Annotated in this window: 25 protein-coding genes; 14 read left to right on the forward strand and 11 right to left on the reverse strand. The window is 60.6% G+C overall.

What is annotated here, in order from left to right; genetic code table 11:
* The first annotated feature begins 122 nt into the window (after window positions 1–122).
* A complete protein-coding gene (locus NKJ67_RS22855) occupies window positions 123–554 on the forward strand; it encodes a hypothetical protein (RefSeq protein WP_352583224.1) in 432 nt (143 codons plus the stop codon).
* A gap of 96 nt (window positions 555–650) precedes the next feature.
* Window positions 651–887: a DUF6894 family protein gene (locus NKJ67_RS22860; protein ID WP_127329012.1), complete on the forward strand. Its 237-nt coding sequence runs from the start codon at window positions 651–653 to the stop codon at window positions 885–887.
* A gap of 10 nt (window positions 888–897) precedes the next feature.
* On the opposite strand, the gene NKJ67_RS22865 is transcribed toward NKJ67_RS22860, so the two are convergent.
* Window positions 898–1,155 carry a hypothetical protein gene (locus NKJ67_RS22865; protein WP_127267547.1) on the reverse strand — a complete coding sequence of 86 codons (258 nt, stop codon included), beginning with the start codon at window positions 1,153–1,155 and terminating at the stop codon, window positions 898–900.
* Window positions 1,156–1,456: 301 nt separating this feature from the next.
* On the opposite strand from NKJ67_RS22865, the gene NKJ67_RS22870 reads away from it, so the two are divergent.
* The 4 genes from NKJ67_RS22870 to NKJ67_RS22885 all read left to right on the forward strand — a co-directional run bounded on the left by NKJ67_RS22870 (window position 1,457) and on the right by NKJ67_RS22885 (window position 3,354).
* Complete coding sequence (locus tag NKJ67_RS22870; RefSeq protein ID WP_127267550.1) at window positions 1,457–1,651, forward strand: DUF2934 domain-containing protein; 195 nt, start codon at window positions 1,457–1,459, stop codon at window positions 1,649–1,651.
* Window positions 1,652–1,740: 89 nt separating this feature from the next.
* Entirely contained in the window at window positions 1,741–1,926 is a 186-nt protein-coding gene (locus tag NKJ67_RS22875; RefSeq protein ID WP_352583227.1) for a hypothetical protein, read from the forward strand.
* 83 nt (window positions 1,927–2,009) lie between these two features.
* On the forward strand, window positions 2,010–2,819 hold the full coding sequence (locus tag NKJ67_RS22880; RefSeq protein WP_352583275.1) for an alpha/beta fold hydrolase: 810 nt from the start codon (window positions 2,010–2,012) through the stop codon (window positions 2,817–2,819).
* Between the two features lie 124 nt (window positions 2,820–2,943).
* Window positions 2,944–3,354, forward strand: a complete 411-nt coding sequence (locus NKJ67_RS22885) for a DUF427 domain-containing protein (RefSeq protein ID WP_127267544.1) — start codon at window positions 2,944–2,946, stop codon at window positions 3,352–3,354.
* A 30-nt stretch (window positions 3,355–3,384) separates the two neighbouring features.
* On the opposite strand, the gene NKJ67_RS22890 is transcribed toward NKJ67_RS22885, so the two are convergent.
* A complete protein-coding gene (locus tag NKJ67_RS22890; protein ID WP_352583229.1) occupies window positions 3,385–3,816 on the reverse strand; it encodes an HD domain-containing protein in 432 nt (143 codons plus the stop codon).
* 14 nt (window positions 3,817–3,830) lie between these two features.
* The gene (locus tag NKJ67_RS22895; protein WP_127329007.1) at window positions 3,831–4,226 is read right to left on the reverse strand and encodes a GFA family protein; all 396 of its coding nucleotides are present in this window, start codon (window positions 4,224–4,226) and stop codon (window positions 3,831–3,833) included.
* 201 nt (window positions 4,227–4,427) lie between these two features.
* Between NKJ67_RS22895 and NKJ67_RS22900 the strand changes: the two genes are divergently transcribed.
* Together NKJ67_RS22900 and NKJ67_RS22905 are read left to right on the forward strand one after the other, a co-directional pair.
* The gene (locus tag NKJ67_RS22900) at window positions 4,428–5,036 is read left to right on the forward strand and encodes a cysteine hydrolase family protein (RefSeq protein WP_127267549.1); all 609 of its coding nucleotides are present in this window, start codon (window positions 4,428–4,430) and stop codon (window positions 5,034–5,036) included.
* Window positions 5,037–5,136: 100 nt separating this feature from the next.
* Entirely contained in the window at window positions 5,137–6,411 is a 1,275-nt protein-coding gene (locus tag NKJ67_RS22905) for a DUF763 domain-containing protein (protein ID WP_292655822.1), read from the forward strand.
* 22 nt (window positions 6,412–6,433) lie between these two features.
* On the opposite strand, the gene NKJ67_RS22910 is transcribed toward NKJ67_RS22905, so the two are convergent.
* The 3 genes from NKJ67_RS22910 to NKJ67_RS22920 all read right to left on the reverse strand — a co-directional run bounded on the left by NKJ67_RS22910 (window position 6,434) and on the right by NKJ67_RS22920 (window position 7,572).
* Window positions 6,434–6,877 (reverse strand): PPC domain-containing DNA-binding protein, encoded by a 444-nt coding sequence (locus NKJ67_RS22910; protein ID WP_352583232.1) that lies wholly within the window; start codon window positions 6,875–6,877, stop codon window positions 6,434–6,436.
* A gap of 36 nt (window positions 6,878–6,913) precedes the next feature.
* Window positions 6,914–7,231, reverse strand: a complete 318-nt coding sequence (locus NKJ67_RS22915; RefSeq protein WP_127329054.1) for a plasmid stabilization protein — start codon at window positions 7,229–7,231, stop codon at window positions 6,914–6,916.
* A 170-nt stretch (window positions 7,232–7,401) separates the two neighbouring features.
* Window positions 7,402–7,572 carry a hypothetical protein gene (locus tag NKJ67_RS22920; protein WP_352583234.1) on the reverse strand — a complete coding sequence of 57 codons (171 nt, stop codon included), beginning with the start codon at window positions 7,570–7,572 and terminating at the stop codon, window positions 7,402–7,404.
* Window positions 7,573–7,737: 165 nt separating this feature from the next.
* Here NKJ67_RS22920 and NKJ67_RS22925 point away from each other — a divergent pair, with 165 nt between their 5' ends.
* Genes NKJ67_RS22925 through NKJ67_RS22940 form a run of 4 tightly spaced genes read left to right on the forward strand, consistent with a single transcriptional unit; the run spans window position 7,738 to window position 12,147 of the window.
* Window positions 7,738–8,355, forward strand: a complete 618-nt coding sequence (locus NKJ67_RS22925) for a (2Fe-2S)-binding protein (protein WP_127322071.1) — start codon at window positions 7,738–7,740, stop codon at window positions 8,353–8,355.
* A 1-nt stretch (window position 8,356) separates the two neighbouring features.
* Complete coding sequence (locus NKJ67_RS22930; RefSeq protein ID WP_352583236.1) at window positions 8,357–9,379, forward strand: FAD binding domain-containing protein; 1,023 nt, start codon at window positions 8,357–8,359, stop codon at window positions 9,377–9,379.
* 3 nt (window positions 9,380–9,382) lie between these two features.
* Complete coding sequence (locus NKJ67_RS22935; RefSeq protein ID WP_352583238.1) at window positions 9,383–11,662, forward strand: xanthine dehydrogenase family protein molybdopterin-binding subunit; 2,280 nt, start codon at window positions 9,383–9,385, stop codon at window positions 11,660–11,662.
* 23 nt (window positions 11,663–11,685) lie between these two features.
* A complete protein-coding gene (locus tag NKJ67_RS22940) occupies window positions 11,686–12,147 on the forward strand; it encodes a RidA family protein (protein WP_292630920.1) in 462 nt (153 codons plus the stop codon).
* A gap of 48 nt (window positions 12,148–12,195) precedes the next feature.
* Here NKJ67_RS22940 and NKJ67_RS22945 read toward each other — a convergent pair whose 3' ends face one another.
* On the reverse strand, window positions 12,196–13,905 hold the full coding sequence (locus NKJ67_RS22945; RefSeq protein ID WP_127272262.1) for an HAD family hydrolase: 1,710 nt from the start codon (window positions 13,903–13,905) through the stop codon (window positions 12,196–12,198).
* Between the two features lie 231 nt (window positions 13,906–14,136).
* On the opposite strand from NKJ67_RS22945, the gene NKJ67_RS22950 reads away from it, so the two are divergent.
* Window positions 14,137–14,643 carry a YciE/YciF ferroxidase family protein gene (locus tag NKJ67_RS22950; RefSeq protein ID WP_352583240.1) on the forward strand — a complete coding sequence of 169 codons (507 nt, stop codon included), beginning with the start codon at window positions 14,137–14,139 and terminating at the stop codon, window positions 14,641–14,643.
* Between the two features lie 60 nt (window positions 14,644–14,703).
* Here NKJ67_RS22950 and NKJ67_RS22955 read toward each other — a convergent pair whose 3' ends face one another.
* The 3 genes from NKJ67_RS22955 to NKJ67_RS22965 are packed head-to-tail and all read right to left on the reverse strand — an operon-like array spanning window position 14,704 to window position 16,037.
* Complete coding sequence (locus NKJ67_RS22955; protein ID WP_127397577.1) at window positions 14,704–14,853, reverse strand: hypothetical protein; 150 nt, start codon at window positions 14,851–14,853, stop codon at window positions 14,704–14,706.
* Window positions 14,854–14,893: 40 nt separating this feature from the next.
* Entirely contained in the window at window positions 14,894–15,865 is a 972-nt protein-coding gene (locus tag NKJ67_RS22960; protein WP_352583242.1) for an SDR family oxidoreductase, read from the reverse strand.
* The gene (locus tag NKJ67_RS22965) at window positions 15,837–16,037 is read right to left on the reverse strand and encodes a hypothetical protein (RefSeq protein ID WP_127268843.1); all 201 of its coding nucleotides are present in this window, start codon (window positions 16,035–16,037) and stop codon (window positions 15,837–15,839) included. Before NKJ67_RS22965 ends, NKJ67_RS22960 begins: the two co-directional genes overlap by 29 nt.
* A 401-nt stretch (window positions 16,038–16,438) precedes the next feature.
* On the opposite strand from NKJ67_RS22965, the gene NKJ67_RS22970 reads away from it, so the two are divergent.
* A complete protein-coding gene (locus NKJ67_RS22970; RefSeq protein ID WP_352583244.1) occupies window positions 16,439–17,083 on the forward strand; it encodes a GNAT family N-acetyltransferase in 645 nt (214 codons plus the stop codon).
* A 130-nt stretch (window positions 17,084–17,213) separates the two neighbouring features.
* Here NKJ67_RS22970 and NKJ67_RS22975 read toward each other — a convergent pair whose 3' ends face one another.
* Entirely contained in the window at window positions 17,214–17,930 is a 717-nt protein-coding gene (locus NKJ67_RS22975) for an SDR family oxidoreductase (RefSeq protein ID WP_352583246.1), read from the reverse strand.
* Window position 17,931 lies beyond the last annotated feature (1 nt).

Below are 17,931 nucleotides of genomic sequence, written 5' to 3' on the forward strand. Positions count from 1 at the left end.
GACCTCGCTTGAGATCATACGATCGCGGGCGAAAGCCGCCACTAAAACGACCTTTTCAACTCTGCCGATTGCCCTAGCTCTCTCCTGAGAGGAGACCGGATATGGCAATTTATAGTCTGAGAGTGGTCAGCTTCATTTTCGTTGTATTGGCTTTTGTTCCGGCCGCCGCGCATTTCTTCACGATGTTCAACAAAATGAAGCTCGACGGGCCGAACTATCTGGCTGCGCAACGCGCCTATGATGGATGGAGCCTGTTCGGCATCGTAGTGCTGGGAGCATTGCTCTCTACGGTCGCCCTGGCGATCCTGCTCTACCGAGCGAGTGCATCTTTCGGCTTGGTTGTTGTCGCCTTTCTCAGCATCGGCGCCACGCAATTTGCCTTCTGGACGCTGACCTATCCAATCAATCAGGCGACCCGGAACTGGACTGTCCTGCCTGAAAACTGGGAGCTGCTGCGGCGCCAATGGGAGTATTCGCATGCCATCGCCGCCGGCCTCAACGCCTTGGCGTTGCTTGTGCTTTTCCTATCGGCGCTTCGCGCTGCGGTGCGTTGAACGACCACGTCTTCACCAGCACGGCCGCCGAGCGGGCAGGAACCACCAATGAAGCGAAAACATTGACCCGCCAGATGTTTCCAGCGTGGCCCGAAAATGAAGCGGTACTATTTCGATCTTCAAAACGGTGACGGCGCGATACCCGATGATAACGGGCAGCTGTTCGAATCCCGGGAACAAGCCAGAGCGGAAGCAATTCGTATTTTGCAGGATGTTGCCCAAGACGAAATGCCCGACTGCGATTTCGTCAAGGTAACCGTCAAAGTACGCGATGAGATCGGTGCGCAGATGTTTGAGGCATCGCTTGTCCTGACCTCCGGATGGAGCGTGTGATGCCGCAGTGCTAGCGGCTATACCGCACCGGGATTTGCACGACATTCTCCGATCCAGGCAGATCGAAGGCCATGGCCAGCTGACGTACGGAGGCCATCTCCACGATCAGTTCCTCGATCGAAAGATCCGGCAGACCGGTCTTCACCCTCTGCCTCACCCTGGCCGCAAGTTCATGGACCCGTACCGGGACGAAAAGCGGGCTGTCGTCCAGCAGCTTGCTGATTTCGATGACCACATCGGCGTCGATGTCTTTCGGCAATTCCCGCATGGGCGTCACCTCCAATCGAAGCAACAGCCCGCCATATCGGTGCGGCGGGCGATCAGGCATTGAGCGCCGGGCAGTGGGATCGGAGAGGGACGTGCTCGACGCTGGCCGATAGCCAGATTCATAAAGCTGCGGGCATCGGTGTGTCACGAAAAAATATCAGTACGAAAATTACCAAGCGGTTCGTCCCACGCAATCCACAAGCGCCTTCCCGAAATCGCGGCTCCGGCAGCGGCTGTTCCCGACAGAGGAGGAACAAAAAATATGGCCCGGAATTGAGACTGACGAATTGGAGGATCTGGCCATGGACAGCAGGGAAGAAAAGATCAAACGGCGAGCCCATGAAATCTGGGAACAAGAGGGCCGGCCGGCTGGCCGCGAGCAGGAGCACTGGGACCAGGCCGTGCAGGAGATCGAGGCTGAGGGTTCGGAGACTGAACGTGGCCCGGTTTTGCCTGATCCGACAGTTGCAGCCGATTCTAATAGCTTGAAGCGTTGATCGTCAGATGCCGTGGCGTCTTGAGAGGACGATCAGGCAACCAAATTGGTGGAACCTCGTTTGCCGGACAGCAACCAGAGGAGGTTTCGATGAAGAGGTTCTTTTCACTCCTGGTCCTGGCCGCTGGCCTTACGCTCGGCGCCTGCGACAACAATATCGAGCCGATGAAAGCCAACACCGGCACCATCAACAAGAACCCACAGGTTGACCAGGCCGCCAGGCCAGAGTCCGCGACTGGTGATGATAAGCCAGCTATTGTGCCTAAGAGCCACTGAACTCCGTCTCACATTGCGACACACCTCTGCTGCGCGTCGCCTATCTCGATGGTGGACCGCAGGACGGCGCCCCGGTTATCCTGCTGCATGGCTGGCCCGACGACGCGACGACATACGCTCGGATTTCGCCGGTCCTTCATGAAGCTGGCTTCCGGACGTTTTCGCCTTGGTTGCGGGGCTTCGGGCCGACATCGTTCCTGTCAAAAGAAATCATGCGCTCGGGCGAGATTGCCGCGATGGCGCAGGATGTGCTGGATTTTGCCGATGCGCTAGGCCTCAGCCGCTTTGCGGTCGTCGGACACGATTGGGGTGCCCGGATATCCTATCTGCTCGCGTCGGTTTTCCCGGACCGCATCAAGTGCTGTGCTGCGCTGTCGCTCGGCTGGCAACCAGGCAAACCAGCAACGCCGGCGCCCGGACAAGCGAAAGCATTTTGGTATCAATGGTTCATGGCGACGGCACGGGGCGCCGAGTTCGTACGAAACAACGGCAAGGAATTCGCCAGATACCAGTGGGACAGCTGGGGTCCATCAGGCTGGTTCGACGACGCTATTTTCGATGGTGTCGCGAGTTCGTTCGAAAATCCTGACTGGGCGGATGTGACGTTGCATTCCTATCGGGTCAGATGGGAAGAGGCCGAGCCCGATCCACGCTATGCCGAACTCGCCCGCCGGCAAGCAGCGGTCAAGATCATCACGGTGCCGATCCTGACGCTTCATGGTGGCGACGACCGCGTTGTGTTTGCCCAGTCCTCAGAGGGGCTCGAAGAGCATTTCACCGCGTTCTACAGGCGGGTGGTGCTGGATGGCATCGGACACTTCCCGACGCGTGAGGCTTCTGATCAGGTTTCGCGATTGTTGGCTGCGTTTCTCGACAGCCATGGCAAACGCTGAAGTGGGGTCGTCATCCGACCTCATAGTAGAGGCCGGAACCTGACGCATCGCCGCGCATTTCGTCTCCATGCATGACGAACCGAAATGCGGTCTCGCAATCAATCGGCAGCCAGGGAGAATTTGAATGCAAGCTTCAGACGCAATCTCAGCACACCATGCTGGCCAGCTGGCCATAGTACCGTTTGTCGGCACGGTGACGGTACGATTTTCCGACGCCATAGTCGCTGCTACGGAACGGGCGAAAGTGCTTCAGGAAGAAGGACATGAGCCCGTGTTCTACATCCCTTTCGAAGACATCTATTTCGACCTTTTCGAAAAGACGAACACCACCAGCCGCTCCCCTTCGAAAGGCACCGCGAGCTACTGGCGCGTCCATGCGGTGGGCAGCTCGGCTGACGATTTCATGTGGGCATACGAGACGCCTGAAACCGCGGCGCGGCCCATTGCACGTCATGGTGCATTCGATCCGGAAAAGGCGCGCATCGATGCTGAGCCCGCGGAGGACAGACGGCACACGCCCCACGTCCCGGAGTAGATTGCCCGTTCGCAGCGGGGCGATCTGAATTCAAGGCTGGTGCTGACGGCGCGGAAACTCGTCATCAAGGATGCGTAGTGCCTCCTCATATTTGACAGTCGATGCCCCGACCTGTCGGGACTGCCAGATATTGTCCGCCAGATTCGCGCGCTTCACCGGCAGCGCCAGTGGATTCGATGCCGCTCGTCGCACGAACGCGAAGTAGTCCTCGCCATCCCTGCGCGACATGGCGTCGACGGCCGAAGCGATCGTCGGGCCAAAACCGGCCTCGTCCAACCTGGTCCGGTTCCAGCCTTCGCCCTTTTCCACGACGTCATGGAGATAGGCGACGACCTTCTGGTCCCTGGTTTCGACCGCGTCGACGACCCGGCGGCAGTGCTCGATATACGGTCGCCCGGTCTTGTCGCGCTGTGCTGCGTGGACCTCTTCGGCAATCTTGGCCGCCCGGTAAAAGATGCTCATCTGGCTTGCCCTTCTTACCATCGCTCCTCGGTATCGTGGTGCGGCAGGTCTATTCCGCAGCAAACCCAGCCAAGTCGCTGCCTCGATCCATAATTATAGCGCGGCTCCAGGCGAGCCGGATCGTCGAACGTTCCGACATGCAACGCGATCTCTCCGGGCGATGCGTCATAGGCAAGGCTGAGCGGCGATCCGCAGGCGGAGCAGAAGCCCCTCCGGGCAATCGGCGAAGATCTGCGATAGGCCGGCGCCGCATTGGTCCAGGTCACGCTTTGGGAAGGCACCCAGGCCAGAACCGCGAACGCACTGCCGGTCGTTCGCCGGCACATATCACAATGGCAATAATGCACTCTCGGTTCGCTTCCAACGCGGAAGCGGATCGTGCCGCAGAGACATCCTCCGCTCAGTTCCATTTTGGCGCCCCGGCTGACTTGCCGCTCCAACGTCTATCGCGCGGTCGCATGCGAGCACCTCCATTCATCTCAGCGGAAACGCCAGCCATTTGCGTCGGTTCCTGTGGCTATCTCAGGAACCAGTGCTTGCGCGCGGCGTTGCGTGTCTTTGCCGACAATGGGAGGAAACAGGGAAATGCATCGTCGGTCGGAGAAGCGCTGATGTCGATGCCGGGGCTGGCATACGGACCTCTCGGCGATCGATGCATGCATGTCTGCGTGGATATGCAGCGGCTGTTTGCCGAGCCGTCTCAATGGGCAACGCCCTGGATCACCCGGGTTCTCCCGCAGATCGAGAGGCTGGTCGAAAGACGCGCGCCACAGACGGTCTTTACACGCTTCCTGCCAGCCGAAAAGCCGGGGCAGGGCGTCGGCACATGGAAGCGCTATTATGAGCGCTGGGCTTCCCTGACGATCGAGACGATCGGGCCCGAAATGACCGAACTGTTGCCGTCTTTAGCCGGCTACTGCCCGCCAGCGGCGATCATCGACAAGCACATCTATTCGCCCTGGTTCGAAGGGCGCCTCAGAGCCCTTCTGGTGGAGCGCGGCATCGATACGCTGGTCATTACCGGTGGCGAAACAGATGTTTGCGTTCTCGCCACCGTGCTCGGGGCCATCGATTTCGGCTATCGCGTGGTTCTCGTCACGGACGCGCTGTGCAGTTCTTCCGACGCAACCCATGACGCACTGCTGACCGTTTACCACCAACGTTTCGCGCAGCAGGTCGAGACGGTTGAGATGGAAACGGTTCTCTCGAACTGGACTTGACGTCCGCTAACGCGGCCCGGGTGGAAGTGTCCATGCTTCCTTGCGCGGTTGGGCTGCCTATCTGTTAAGAGAATGACGGACACCAGAACAGGTAGCAGACGTGACGCAACGATCGGGAAGTGCTGATCTTCCACTCCATGGCGGGCGCGTGCCGAAATGGCTCGGCGACCGCATGACGCGTCTTGGCGCTGTGATGTGCGAGGCGATCATTCATCACTATGGTCGAGACGAGCTGCTGCGGCGGCTGGCGCATCCATTCTGGTTCCAGTCCTTTGGTGCTGTCATGGGCATGGATTGGCACTCGTCGGGGATCACGACCAGCGTCGTGGGCGCTTTGAAGCGTGGCCTCACGCCGCTCTCCGGCGAGCTCGGCATTCATGTCTGCGGTGGTCGCGGCGCGCATTCGCGCAAAACCCCGCATGAGCTGGAGGCCATCGGCCAACGCGTCGGCTTCGACGGAGCGGGCCTGGCCACCGTCAGCCGGCTTGTCGCCAAGGTCGACAGCGCCGCAGTCCAGGACGGTTTCGATCTTTACCTGCATGGTTTCATCGTCACCGATGACGGTCGCTGGGTCGTGGTGCAGCAAGGCATGAACGGTGACAGCAAGGTGGCGCGCCGCTACCATTGGCTCTCCGAGGGCCTCAAGAGTTTTGTCGACCAGCCGCATGCCGCCATCGAGGGCGCCCATCAAGGTGAGATCGTCAACCTGACCGACAGGCGCGCCGACGCGTCGCGCCAAGGGCAACTGAACCTTTTGCAAGACCTCGGACCCGATCGCATCCTGGGCGAGCTTGCAGCATTGGAGCGTTGCGCGGAGCCGACGCGCCGGCAAGAACCGGAGCAGCCGCTGCTGCCGCATTTGGTCATGCCGGCCCACCATGATGTTCGCGAAAGCGATGTCGTCATGCATCGTCTTCACGGCAATATCGCAGCCGCCGCGGACCGCGGTCCCACCGATTTCGCCGAGCTCCTTCTGGTCCCCGGCGTCGGCGCGCGCACGGTGCGCGCTCTGGCCCTCGTTGCCGAGGTGGTGCATGGCGCGCCTTGCCGGTTTTCCGATCCCGGCCGCTTCTCGCTGGCGCATGGCGGCAAGGACAGGCATCCATTTCCAGTACCGCTGAAGGTCTATGACGAGACGATCGGGGTTCTGAAGTCGGCCGTGCAGAAGGCAAAGCTCGGTCGCGATGAAGAAATCGGTGCCTTGAGGCGGCTCGACGATCAGTCACGGCAAGTCGAGCGATACGTGACCGGCCCCAGCCTGAAGGAAATTGTCGCGGGAGAATTCGACCAGTCGCATCTGCTTGGCGGGCGCAGCGTGTTTGGCTGGGAAGCGCCGCCGGACACAGCATCAGCTGAGCGGAACGAGAAAGCGTGAGCACGGGTGGAGGGGCTGGAGATCAATCGTCAAGATCGATGAGGGCGACACCGAGCTCCGGACGCTTGCTGCGGCGCAAATGGCCGGGCGCCTCCACCACGGTGATCTCAAGCGTTGGCAGAACGATGCCGTCAAGCAGATGTCCGCCCCGGGTGGTGCCGTCGCTCAGTCCAAGCACCGCATGGACGTGCAGGCTGGGCTTGTCGTCGTCACCCAGTGCGACATCGCCGATCGCGCTCAGAACCTCGCACTGTTCGTCGACAGGGATCTTGCGGTAGGTCTTCGAGGCCGGATCAAACCAGCCCACCGTGGCTTTTTCGAAAGCCCCTATGGCGGTCAAGGAGGCGCTGCCGATCTTCTGCTCGACCGCGAAGGCGGTCAGTGCCGCGAACGCTTCTTCGCCTGGGTCGAGCACCACGACGAATGTCCGTTGTCCGCCGATCTCATTGACGAGCTGCGATTTCATCCCTGTGCTCCCGCCGCATTCAGTGCCGTCCTCAGATCAATGGGCGCGGTGTTCCGCATTGCGCTTGCGGGTCGCCGCAGCTTTCCTTGCCGATTCCGATCGGCTTGCGGCAGACCGTGATGCCGATGCCTTGCCGCCGCTTTTGCCGCCTTTGTGCGCTGCAGGATGGCCCGTGTGTTTGCCGCGGCCGGAACCGCCTTCCTTCTTGCCGCCGCCATCGTCCTTGTTGACGGTAGCCCATGCGCGCCGCTCTGCCTCCTTGTCGGAAACCCCGCGCTTCTCATAGCCTTCGGCAATGTGGTCGGCTTTGCGCTCCTGCTTGTCAGTGTATTTCGATTTCTCGCCTCGTGGCATGGCCTGTTCCTCCTGTTGAATAAGGGCTGAACGTCGACTCGACGCGCTGGTTCCAACAGAAGTCGCGTAGCCAATGGCGCATCGCGATGCATGGCCAAACACCGCCGCGCCGCGCAAGCTAGCGCCTTTCGGGCCGGGGAGGGTGCAGCAGCAAGGCGAGGGGGATTGGTTCAGCCGATTGCCAACCTCACGACGAGGGCCAGGATCACGACGCCGACCAAGCCGGCTATGAAGACGACCCGACGCGTGCGCGTTCGCAGGATGATATCGCCTTGTCTCGCCTGCTCCGCAGAGAATACGGGTCCATTGTCACCGTCCTTGCCATGCCGACCATCGCTCATGATCGCCTCCTTCCCGCTGTTGGCACAAAACCATCGCTTGACCGGGGAGGTTCCGATTGCGTCGATCCCGCCGACAGAAAAAAGGATCACAGGCTCGTGAGGAGGGAACTTTGCCCTCCGCGAGTGGTTTGGGCCGCTTGAGACCCAGCCAGCCCGGAGCCAGCCATGTCCGATGCCAAGATTTCCAGTGGCCTGAGCAGACGCATGTTCATGACGGCCTCTGTTTCGGCGGCGGCGGTGATGCCGCTTGTAAATTCCCCGACGAGAGCTGCCCAGCCCGCGTCCGCAAAACCGGCCGAACCGCGCGATTTGTCGGCGGTTTCGATGCGTATCAACAAGCAGACCTACAACCTCGCGCTCGACAATCGAACCAGCCTGCTTGACGCGCTGCGCGACCATGTCGGCCTGACCGGCACCAAGAAAGGTTGCGATCACGGTCAGTGTGGTGCCTGCACGGTGCTGATCGACGGAAAGCGGGTACTGTCCTGCCTGAGCTTTGCCGTCATGAACCAGGGCCGAGAGATCACAACGGTGGAAGGCCTGGCTTCGGCGGAAGGGGAATTGCATCCGGTCCAGAAGGCCTTCGTCGACCACGATGCCTTCCAATGCGGCTATTGCACACCGGGTCAGATCATGTCCGCCATCGGTTGCATCAACGAAGGCCATGCTGGGTCGGAAGACGATATTCGCGAATATATGAGCGGCAATCTATGTCGCTGCGCGGCCTATCCCAACATCGTTGCCGCGATCGTCCAGGCACGCGACGAGACCAGGAGGGCTTAGGATGCGCCCATTCGTATATGAAAGACCAACCAGCGTCTCCGCGGCAATCGCCATGGCGTACCGTCCCGATACCGTGCATGTTCCGCCAACCGGTGCCGACACGCAGTTCATCGCCGGCGGCACCAATCTGGCCGACTACATGAAGCTCGGTGTCGCGCGGCCGGAGCGACTGCTCGACCTCAACACTCTTGCCGAGCCGGCCTTGCGGCAGATCAGGATAGACGATGATAAGATCCGGTTTGGTGCGCTGGTCCGTATGGGTGAAGCAGCAGACAACAATGATGTCAGGCGCCGTTGCCCGGTCCTCGCCGACAGCCTGAAATTCGCTGCCAGCGGTCAGCTTCGCAACATGGCGAGCCTGGGCGGCAATGTGCTGCAACGTACGCGCTGCGAGTATTTTCGAGAGATATCTTGGCCGTGCAACAAGCGCGAACCGGGCTCCGGCTGCGCTGCGATGGAAGGGTCCAATCGCCAGCATGCCGTGCTGGGTACGAGCGATGCCTGCATTGCCACGTATCATGGTGATTTCGCGCAGGCGCTGGTTGCGCTGGACGCCACCGTCGATGTCGAAGGTTCGCGGGGAAGGCGCACGCTCACTTTTGCCAAGCTGCATAGACGGCCGGGCGAGACGCCCGACATCGAGACGGATCTGGCCGCCGACGAGCTCATTACCGCCATCGAAGTGCCGCTCGCACGGTGGAGCAGCCGGTCGCGCTATCTGAAGATACGCGATCGCGAATCCTACGCGTTTGCGCTGGCGTCCGCGGCTGTCGCGCTCGACATGAATGGCGAGACGGTAAGGAGTGCGCGCATTGCGCTCGGCGGAGTGGCGACGGTGCCGTGGCGTGCGCGCGAAGCAGAGGACGCGCTACAGGGCAAAGTGCTTGACGAAGCCACGGCGCAGGAGGCCGCAGAGGCTGCTTTCGCCGATGCCAGACCGCGCGAGCATAACGCATTCAAGATACCGCTCGGCAAGCGCACGCTGGTGCGGGCGCTGCTCGAAACCCGGGATATGAAGGGCTGAGCCATGAACCAAGCTGCACCCGCTCCAAGGGAAAACCAGGGCGATCCCGTTGTTCGCATTGACGCCCGGCTAAAAGTTACCGGACAGGCCGGCTATCCCGCCGACATCGTCACGGCCAACGTCGCCTACGGTGCCCTTGCCACCAGCAGCATTGCCCGGGGCAAGGTTTCCGAACTTCACACGAAAGACGCCAGGGCCGTACCCGGTGTGCTGGACATCGTCACCTATGGCGATCTGGACAAGACCGACATGCCGAAATTCGGCAACACCGGCGCAAGTTCGATTGGGCCTTTGCACGACAAGACGGTTTTTCACGATGGTCAGATCATCGCTCTGGTGGTTGCCGAAACCTTCGAGGCGGCGGAGGAGGCAGCGATGTTGATCCGCGCCGACTACGAGGACGAACGGCCCAGCGCCAGCTTTGATTCCAAGGGCGTGAAGATGGAACCGGCTGCCGGCAAAAGCCCGATGTTCAAGGAGGATGCGAAGGCCGGTGACTTCGACGCCGCTTGGGCGGATGCGACGGTGAAGATCGACGAAAAATATTCGACGCCGACCCAGCATCATAATCCGATCGAGCTGTTTTCGACCACGGCCATATGGCAGGGCGACCAGTTGACGATCCACGAGCCCAGCCAGAATGTTACGGGCTGGAAGGTGGAACTGGCACGCCAACTGAAGCTCGATCCGGCCAATGTGCGGATCGTCAGTCCCTATATCGGCGGCGCCTTCGGCTCCAAGGGGCCGATGACGGCACGCACTGCGATCGTTGCCGTCGCGGCGCGGCGCATCGGCCGGCCGGTTCGCTGCGTCGTCAATCGCATGCAAGCCTTCGGTACGCAGACCTATCGAGCCGAAACGCGGCATCGGATCCGCATGGGCGCCGGCAAGGACGGCCGCATCACGGCGTTCGGACATGAGGCCTGGGAGGTGACGTCACGCCCTGACCCTTATGTCGTCGGCGGCACGTCAGCCACCGCGCGCATGTACAATTACGGCTCCGTTCTGACGCATGTTTCGCTGGTTCATGCCGACCGCAACACTCCTGGCTACATGCGATCGCCGCCGGAGACGCCTTATGTCTACGCGCTGGAAAACGCCATGGACGAAATGGCCGTGGCCCTCGGCATGGATCCTGTCGAGTTTCGTCGCATCAATGAACCGGAGAAGGAGCCGATCGGAGGCAAGCCATTTTCCAGCCGCTCACTCATCAAGTGCTATGACCAGGCGTCCGAGGCCTTTGGCTGGTCGAAACGCGATCCCACGGTCGGCTCGATGCGCGACGGCGATTGGCTGGTCGGGATGGGCTGTGCGACGGCAATCTATCCGACAGCCGCCGCGCCTTGCGCGGCCCGGGTTCGTCTCACCGCCGATGGCGAGGTTCGGGTCCAGTGCGGCTCGCATGAAATCGGCACCGGCGTTCGCACCATCGCCGGCCAGATGGCGGCCGAAAGGCTGGGGGTTGGCATGGACAAGATCAGCGTCGAGATGGGCGACAGTGCCTTGCCGCCGGCTCCCGTGTCAGGCGGATCGATCTCGACCGCCAGCGTCTGCTCCGCAGTCATGAAAGCCTGCGACGCGATACGCGAAAAACTGTTTGCCGCCGCTGCGGGCAAGGGGGCTCCGCTGGCAGGTTCGGCCAATGCGAAGCTGGATTTGAAGGACGAAGAGGTCGTTGCCGAGACCGGCAAGTCCGCCAAGCTGGCCGATGTGTTCAAGGCCATGCAGGTCGGCGCCATCGAAGAATATGCCGAGTTTGCGCCGAAGGGTTCTTCGCCTGAAGCCCTCAGCAAACTCTATGCCGGACAATCGGAGTTTCATGGTGGAGAGAACGACGAAGATTCGGTCAAATATGCCTTTGGCGCCGAGTTCGTCGAAGTGCGCATCAACAGCTATACACGCGAAATCCGGGTGCCACGCATTGTCGGAGCCTTCGCTGCCGGGCGCATCATGAACACGCGCACCGCGCGCAGCCAGTTGATGGGTGGCATGATCTGGGGCATCGGCCAGGCGTTGCACGAGGCCACGGAAATCGATCAGCGACACGCGCGCTACGTCAATCGCGACCTGCAGGACTATCTCGTGCCGGTCAACGCCGACATCAAACAGGTCGACGTTATCCTAGTCCCCGAAGTCGACCACCAGGTCAATCCTGCCGGCGTCAAGGGCTTGGGCGAACTCGGCAATGTCGGAACGGCTGCTGCCGTGGCGAGTGCCGTCTATCATGCCACCGGCAAGCGCATTCGCGATCTGCCGATCAGAATAGATGATTTGATAGGCTGACGATCAAGAGCTCTGGACGGAGTATGGAACTCGTAACCCATAGGAAATTCAAAAATGGCAGGTTGATGCCGTGGGGAAAAGGCACGGTCGTCACCGGAGCAAAGGGATTTGTCTACCTCTGCGGAAATACCGCAACCGCCGAGAATTACGATCCTGCCGGAAAGAGAGGAGGGGGCTTCCCTGGCGATGCGGCGGCACAGTGGCGCGCAATTTTGGCGAACATCAAATCAGATCTGGAAGAACTCGGCAGCGCGCTCGACTATCTCATCCGGCTGACCTTCTTCATCAAGGGGCCATTTCCCGATGGCGGCGTTCTAAGTTCTCCCAATTTTCGTCTCGACGTGCTGGACGAGTTCTTTGCCGAGCATTGCCCGAAGCACTGCAGCTATAACAACCCGCCGCCCTCGGAGGTGATCGGGGTTGCAGCGCTTGCGCAAGCCGACATCGTCGTTGAAATTGTCGCGGTGGCGGCGTTGCCTGACTGAAAAAGTTTTCGCGTGCAGCGATAGCTTAGTTGCCTTGGCTCTCGAGTGTCACTCCGGGGCTGTGGCCGGAGCCGTGTAACGGCGGCGTACAGCGTCAAGCACCCGCTTGCGGCTATCCTGCGCCGACAGGGTCTTGTCCTCTTCCGCCTCGGCGGTTTCGCGCGCCAGGTCCTTGTCCCTGATCTGATGTCGGAACCATTTGGAATAGTCGCCGGTGCGCAAATGAAACTCCCAGGTCTTGTCGTCTATCCCCTCGGCGATCTGAGCGAAGATCATCAGATTGTGAGCCCTGAGGTTCATTGCATTGTCAGGGCCATGGAAATAGAAGCTGCCCGCTTCGTCGAGCTGGCCTTCGGCATATTTCCGGCTGTGCCGCTTGAGTGACTGACGTGGTTCGACCACCTTGACCGTCTTGACTTTCTTGCCCGACTGCGGCCGCCAGAACAGCACGCGCGCGCCTTTGGGCGTTGGAATGTCCTTTGGCGGCTCAATGCCAGTTTCCTTGCAGAAGACCTTCACCACGTCCTTCGCCTTGGGGCCAAGCGCAATGATGGCTGTGACAAGGCGCAAGGCGTCTGTCGAGATCGCCTCCGGGTGAACGGTGATCAGGATTGTGCCCGGCAATTCCAATGACAGGACCGCCCGCGTATCGTCGCGCCGCTTGGGCAGAAGATGGTGCGCTTCATCGATGACGAGCCAGTGCGGTCTCGCGGTGCGCCGGCGGAAACTGCTCAGGCCAGGCAGCAGGTCGGCAAAGAAATCCGGCCTCTCGTCGACGCGCAGGGCCAATCCATTGACGACAATGTTGCTGTCGGCCTTGGCGATCAGATCCAGCACCTGCGCCTTTGTCGGCGCGCTTGAGCCGTCTCCCAGGCGAACGGCGCCTTCGAGGCCGTCATAGTCGCCTTCGGGATCGAAGACGCAGAACTGAAAACCACTTTCGACGAAGCGTTCCGTCAGCGCGGTGGCCAAGGTGGATTTGCCAATGCCGGAACTCCCGGCAATGAGGATCGTGTCGCTCGGCGACAGGTAGACATCATCGCCGCCAGACGATCCAAGAACGATGCCGTCATGGCGCTTCGGCACTATCGCGTGATCACGCTTTATCAGCTTTGCGATTAATTGCTCCACGCCCTTGCCGCGGGCGCCACGCATGACCAGGTCGGCTGTATCCTTGACCGCCGGAATTGCATTGTCGACGGCGGCGCTGCAGCCACAGGCCTGCAGGAACGCGTGGTCGTTCTCGGCATCGCCGACGCCGACGACATTGTGCGGCGAAAGTCGAAGGTCCTGAAGGGCCGCAGCGAGCCCGGTGGCTTTGTTGATGCCGCTCGGCAGGATCATCACCGCGCCCTTGTTGAAGATGATTTCCAGTTCGAGACCCATCTTCTTGATGATATCGAGCACGGTCGCCTGATGGGGTTCCCAAGTCGCGACGATCGATCGCCCGACCGAAAGCGGCTTGACGCCCTGCCGCTTCAATCTGGCGACGAATTTGGGCTCGGGCGATGGGGCGATCACCCGTTCTTCCTCGCTGGCCGGCGTGTAGATCATCGCGCCATTCTCAGCGACGACCTTGTCGAAGAGGCTAAGCTCGGGAAAGACGCGCTTGAGATCGGGCAGTTCACGCCCGGTGACGAGAACCAGCTTGCGGCCGCTTTTCTTGAACCGCTCAAGCGCGGCGAGCGTCTTTTTGGCGACGATCCCATCATGAGCCAGCGTGCCGTCATAGTCTGCCGCCAATGCAATGAAATACATTCCGCCGACCCTTCTCGTTCCGGTTACCCTGCGGCTAGAACGTGTGATCGAGACAAAGGCTCCCCACCGGCCGGATCGCAGGTCTGGAGAAGGGCGGTTCGCCCTCGGAAATCAGGAACTCCTTCGGTGCCGGTACGTTGACCAGACAAGCCGGGAACCGTCCCGGTCTTTGCTGGCGGCGTGCAAACCCCGTCGCCGAAATCCACACCGAGCGCAATGAAAGGTAAGGCCATGGGCTTCTTTTCGAAGGACATCAAGACACTCGACGATCTCTTCGTGCACACGCTGCGCGACATCTACTACGCCGAAAAGCAGATCGAGAAGGCGCTGCCGAAGATGATCGACAAGGCAACCGACCCGCAATTGAAAGCCGGATTTGAAAAACACCTCGACCAGACGAGAGGCCATATCGAGCGCGTCGAAGAGGTGTTTGAGTTGCATGGCGTGAAGGCCAAGGAGGTCAGCTGTCCGGCAATCGACGGCATTCTCGAGGAGGCCGACGATGTGAGCGGTGACGTCGATGACAAGGAGGTTCTCGATGCGGCGCTGATTGCTTCGGCGCAGGCCGTCGAACACTATGAGATGACACGCTACGGCACGCTCATCGCCTGGGCCAAGCAACTCGGCCGCACGGACTGCGCCAATGTGCTGACCAAGAACCTCAGGGAAGAACAGGCGACCGATCGCAAGCTCACCGAAATGGCGGAAAGCAAGATCAACCTGCAGGCAGCCGAATAAGGCTGCAATCCGGCCGGCTGATAACTCGGCCGGCCGGATTGCCGGCAGGTTTCCACTCCGTCAGCGAGACGGGTCGACGCCCAGGGCCGCTGATTGCTTGCGCAGCGCCTCATCGTCATCCTGCGGCACATGCCGAGCAGATCCTGCTGTTTCCGTGTAGATGCGGTACGCTACGCAAGCGAGCGCCACCATGAAAAGCAGACGGCCCATCCATCCTACTCCTTGGTTACGGATTTCGTTTCGGCCATCCTCAGTACCCTCCGACGACCGGCAAGATCTCGCCGGTGATGTAGCTCGAGCAGTGCGGCGAGGCGAGGAACACATAGGCCGGCGCGAGTTCTTCCGGTTGCGCGGGTCGTTTCATTGGCGTGTCCGCGCCGAATTTCGAGACGTCGTCGGCTTCCTTGTCCGACGGATTGAGCGGCGTCCACACCGGCCCCGGTGCGACCGCATTCACCCTTATGCCCTTGCCGATGAGATTGCCCGACAAGGCCCGCGTGAAGGCATGTATGCCGCCCTTGGTCATCGAATAGTCGACCAGTTGTTTTGAACCGTCGATACCGGTTACCGAACCGGTGTTGATGATCGCCGAACCGGGCTTCATGTGCGGCACCGCTTCCTGCGCCATATGAAAATAGCCGTAAAGATTGGTCTTCAGCGTCGTGTCGAAATGTTCTTCGGTCAGCTCGCCGAAATCGCTGGAATGGACCTGGAACGCGGCGTTGTTGACCAGCACGTCGATGCGGCCGAATTTTTCAACGGTCTCCATGACCGCTTTGTGGCAGTGGCTGCGTTCGCTGACATCGGCCTTGACCAGGATGCAGCGTCGTCCCTCCTTTTCCACCGCTGATTTGGTCTCTTCAGCATCCTTGTCCTCGGCCAGATAGACGATCGCGACGTCGGCGCCCTCGCGGGCGAACAACACCGCCACCGAGCGGCCGATGCCGGAATCGCCGCCCGTGATGAGTGCTACCTTTTGGTCGAGTTTTTTCGATCCGAGATAGTACGGCGCATCATACAAAGGCTCCGGCTCTAGTGCCCATTCGTGCCCCGGTTTGGGCTGATGTTGCTCGGGGAAGGGGGGCTCGGGATATTCACGGGCGCCAGCCTGCATGGCGCCTTGCTGCTTCCCATCGCCTTTCGATTTGTCCTTGGCATCGACGCCACGTTGGATATGGCGCTGCTTGGCCGCTTCACCGGCTATTTCCGACTTCATCTGCATGATCGTCTCCTTGGCTTGGAGAGGAAACAACGCATGTCAGGCAAAAAGGTTTGCGCAAAAGATCGAGAGATTCCGGCCAGCGTTTGGCAATGCGTAACAACGACATCGCCAGTTGCACCAATTCAGCTGCAATGCAGCCGCGCCAGCCACCGCCGCCGATGGGATCGAGCATCCCGGCTTGCCCGTTGCCTGTGCCGCCTTGGCAGCGAGCCAAATGTGATGATGTGGATTGGGGAAGCTATTGCGTCAAACTGGCGTGCGCAAAGCAGCGCCATCCAGAGGCGCATCTGAATCCAAGGCCCGTGGCGACTCTATCGCCGCCACATCAGGAAGTCGCATAAGATAGATTATGGAACTGATGCATGGGCCAGGAACTGTAAATTGCCGCTGATTCTCATAGGCTTGAGCGCTCTTGGCGTATTGTCTTGAGCGGATAGCCAACGCTAGGCTGTCGAAATGAAGATGGCAAACAGCGGGATCGAAGCGGCGGTCGAGGTGTTCGTGCATGGCTTCAGTGCCGACAGAAGCCGCACCTTTCCTTACGTGGCCAGCCGTGTTGGGCCGTTGTGGCTGATGCGCGACGCCGAGCGCAAGAATCCTCGCGACTACCACGGCGAAGAATGGGTCGTCCATGACGTCGCCGCTCAAGAGGCCGATGCCATCGTGCGGCAGCATGCACGGCCGGGCTTTGCCATTTCCGTTGTGATCGCCCACGAGGATCCGGACGGGCCGACACGAACCGCCTACAAAGCTCTCGGCTACCGGCTGCTTCGGACCGAAGGCTTTTTTGTCCACCGATTGCGCCGGATTCCCAGCCCGCCGGCGGTTGCTTCGATCGAACGCGTGCAGACAGCCGAACGGGCGGTGCAGTTGGGAAAGATCATCCGCAGGCAGCCGATCCCAGACGATTTGCTCGGCGACAGCGCGCCATTCCGTCAGTATGTGGCAGTCGATGGCGCCGATATCGTTGGGCGCGTACGCAGCCTTGATGCCCTGGGAGCCACATGGTGTTCGAGCATGTATGTCGAGCCGTCGCACCGGCGTCGCGGCATTGGCCAGGCTTTGATGTCGAAAATGTTGCAAGACGATCGGGCTTTTGGGTCGAGATACTCGGCGCTGGCTGCAACCCACGTCGGGGCGCTGCTTTATCCCCGGATGGGCTACGAGCGGATCGGAACGCTGCTGATATTTGCGTCAAGGAGCCGGAAGACCGTATGAGGGTTTATTCGCATCATGCTGATTTATAGTGGATTTCAGCTTGATCGGTGGTCAGAGCCCCTCTCCTTTTACAACAGCTGGCCTAGCTTAACATCTTCGATGCCGATGAACTTCATCACAGCCCGCGATTTCACCAGGGAACGGTGCGGCCGAGATAGTCAAGATATTCCAGGCCGGGGTTTCCCCGTTTTGCGAGGAGCACGTTCACAAGGCTGGGAATGCTCTCTTGGATGGTGAGCCGTGCGCCCGGGCCGCCCAACTCCGTGCGAACCCAGCCCGGCGCCATCAGGACCATCGAACGGGCCTCGCCCGCGTGCCGGGCTGCATAGCAGCGCATATACTGGTTCAAGGCGGCCTTGCTGCCGCGGTAGACCTCGCGCATGCCGGTCGTGTTGTTGCTGACGCTGCCCTGTCCAGACGACATCACGCCAATCAACCCAAACGCCTCGACAAGATCATCGAGGCTCTCGATCACGCGTATTGGGCTCAGCGCGTTCGTGAGCATGACCCGGATGAATTCGTCCGTCGTAACCTGCCCGACCGTATCCGTTTCGTTGTTCGTCGTTCCTGCGTTAACGAACAGCATGTCGAACATCCTGCCGGTCAGGCGCTGGCGCAGGCCCGCAATCTGGTCGGGCTCGCAGATGTCCAGGGTCTCTATCTCGACCCGGCCAGCATGCTCGTCTGCCAGATCGTGCAGCAAGGTCCGGGTTCCGCCGCCGCGAACTGTCCCGACGACATTCCATCCCTTTTTCAGGAACTCGGCCGCCATGCCATGGCCGAGGCCCCGCGATGCGCCAATGAGGAGGATTGTGCGAGCTGGGTCGCTCGGAATGGGTTTGGGCATG

Source organism: Mesorhizobium sp. M0088 (assembly GCF_040322895.1).
In the GTDB taxonomy this organism is placed as follows: Bacteria; Pseudomonadota; Alphaproteobacteria; order Rhizobiales; family Rhizobiaceae; genus Mesorhizobium.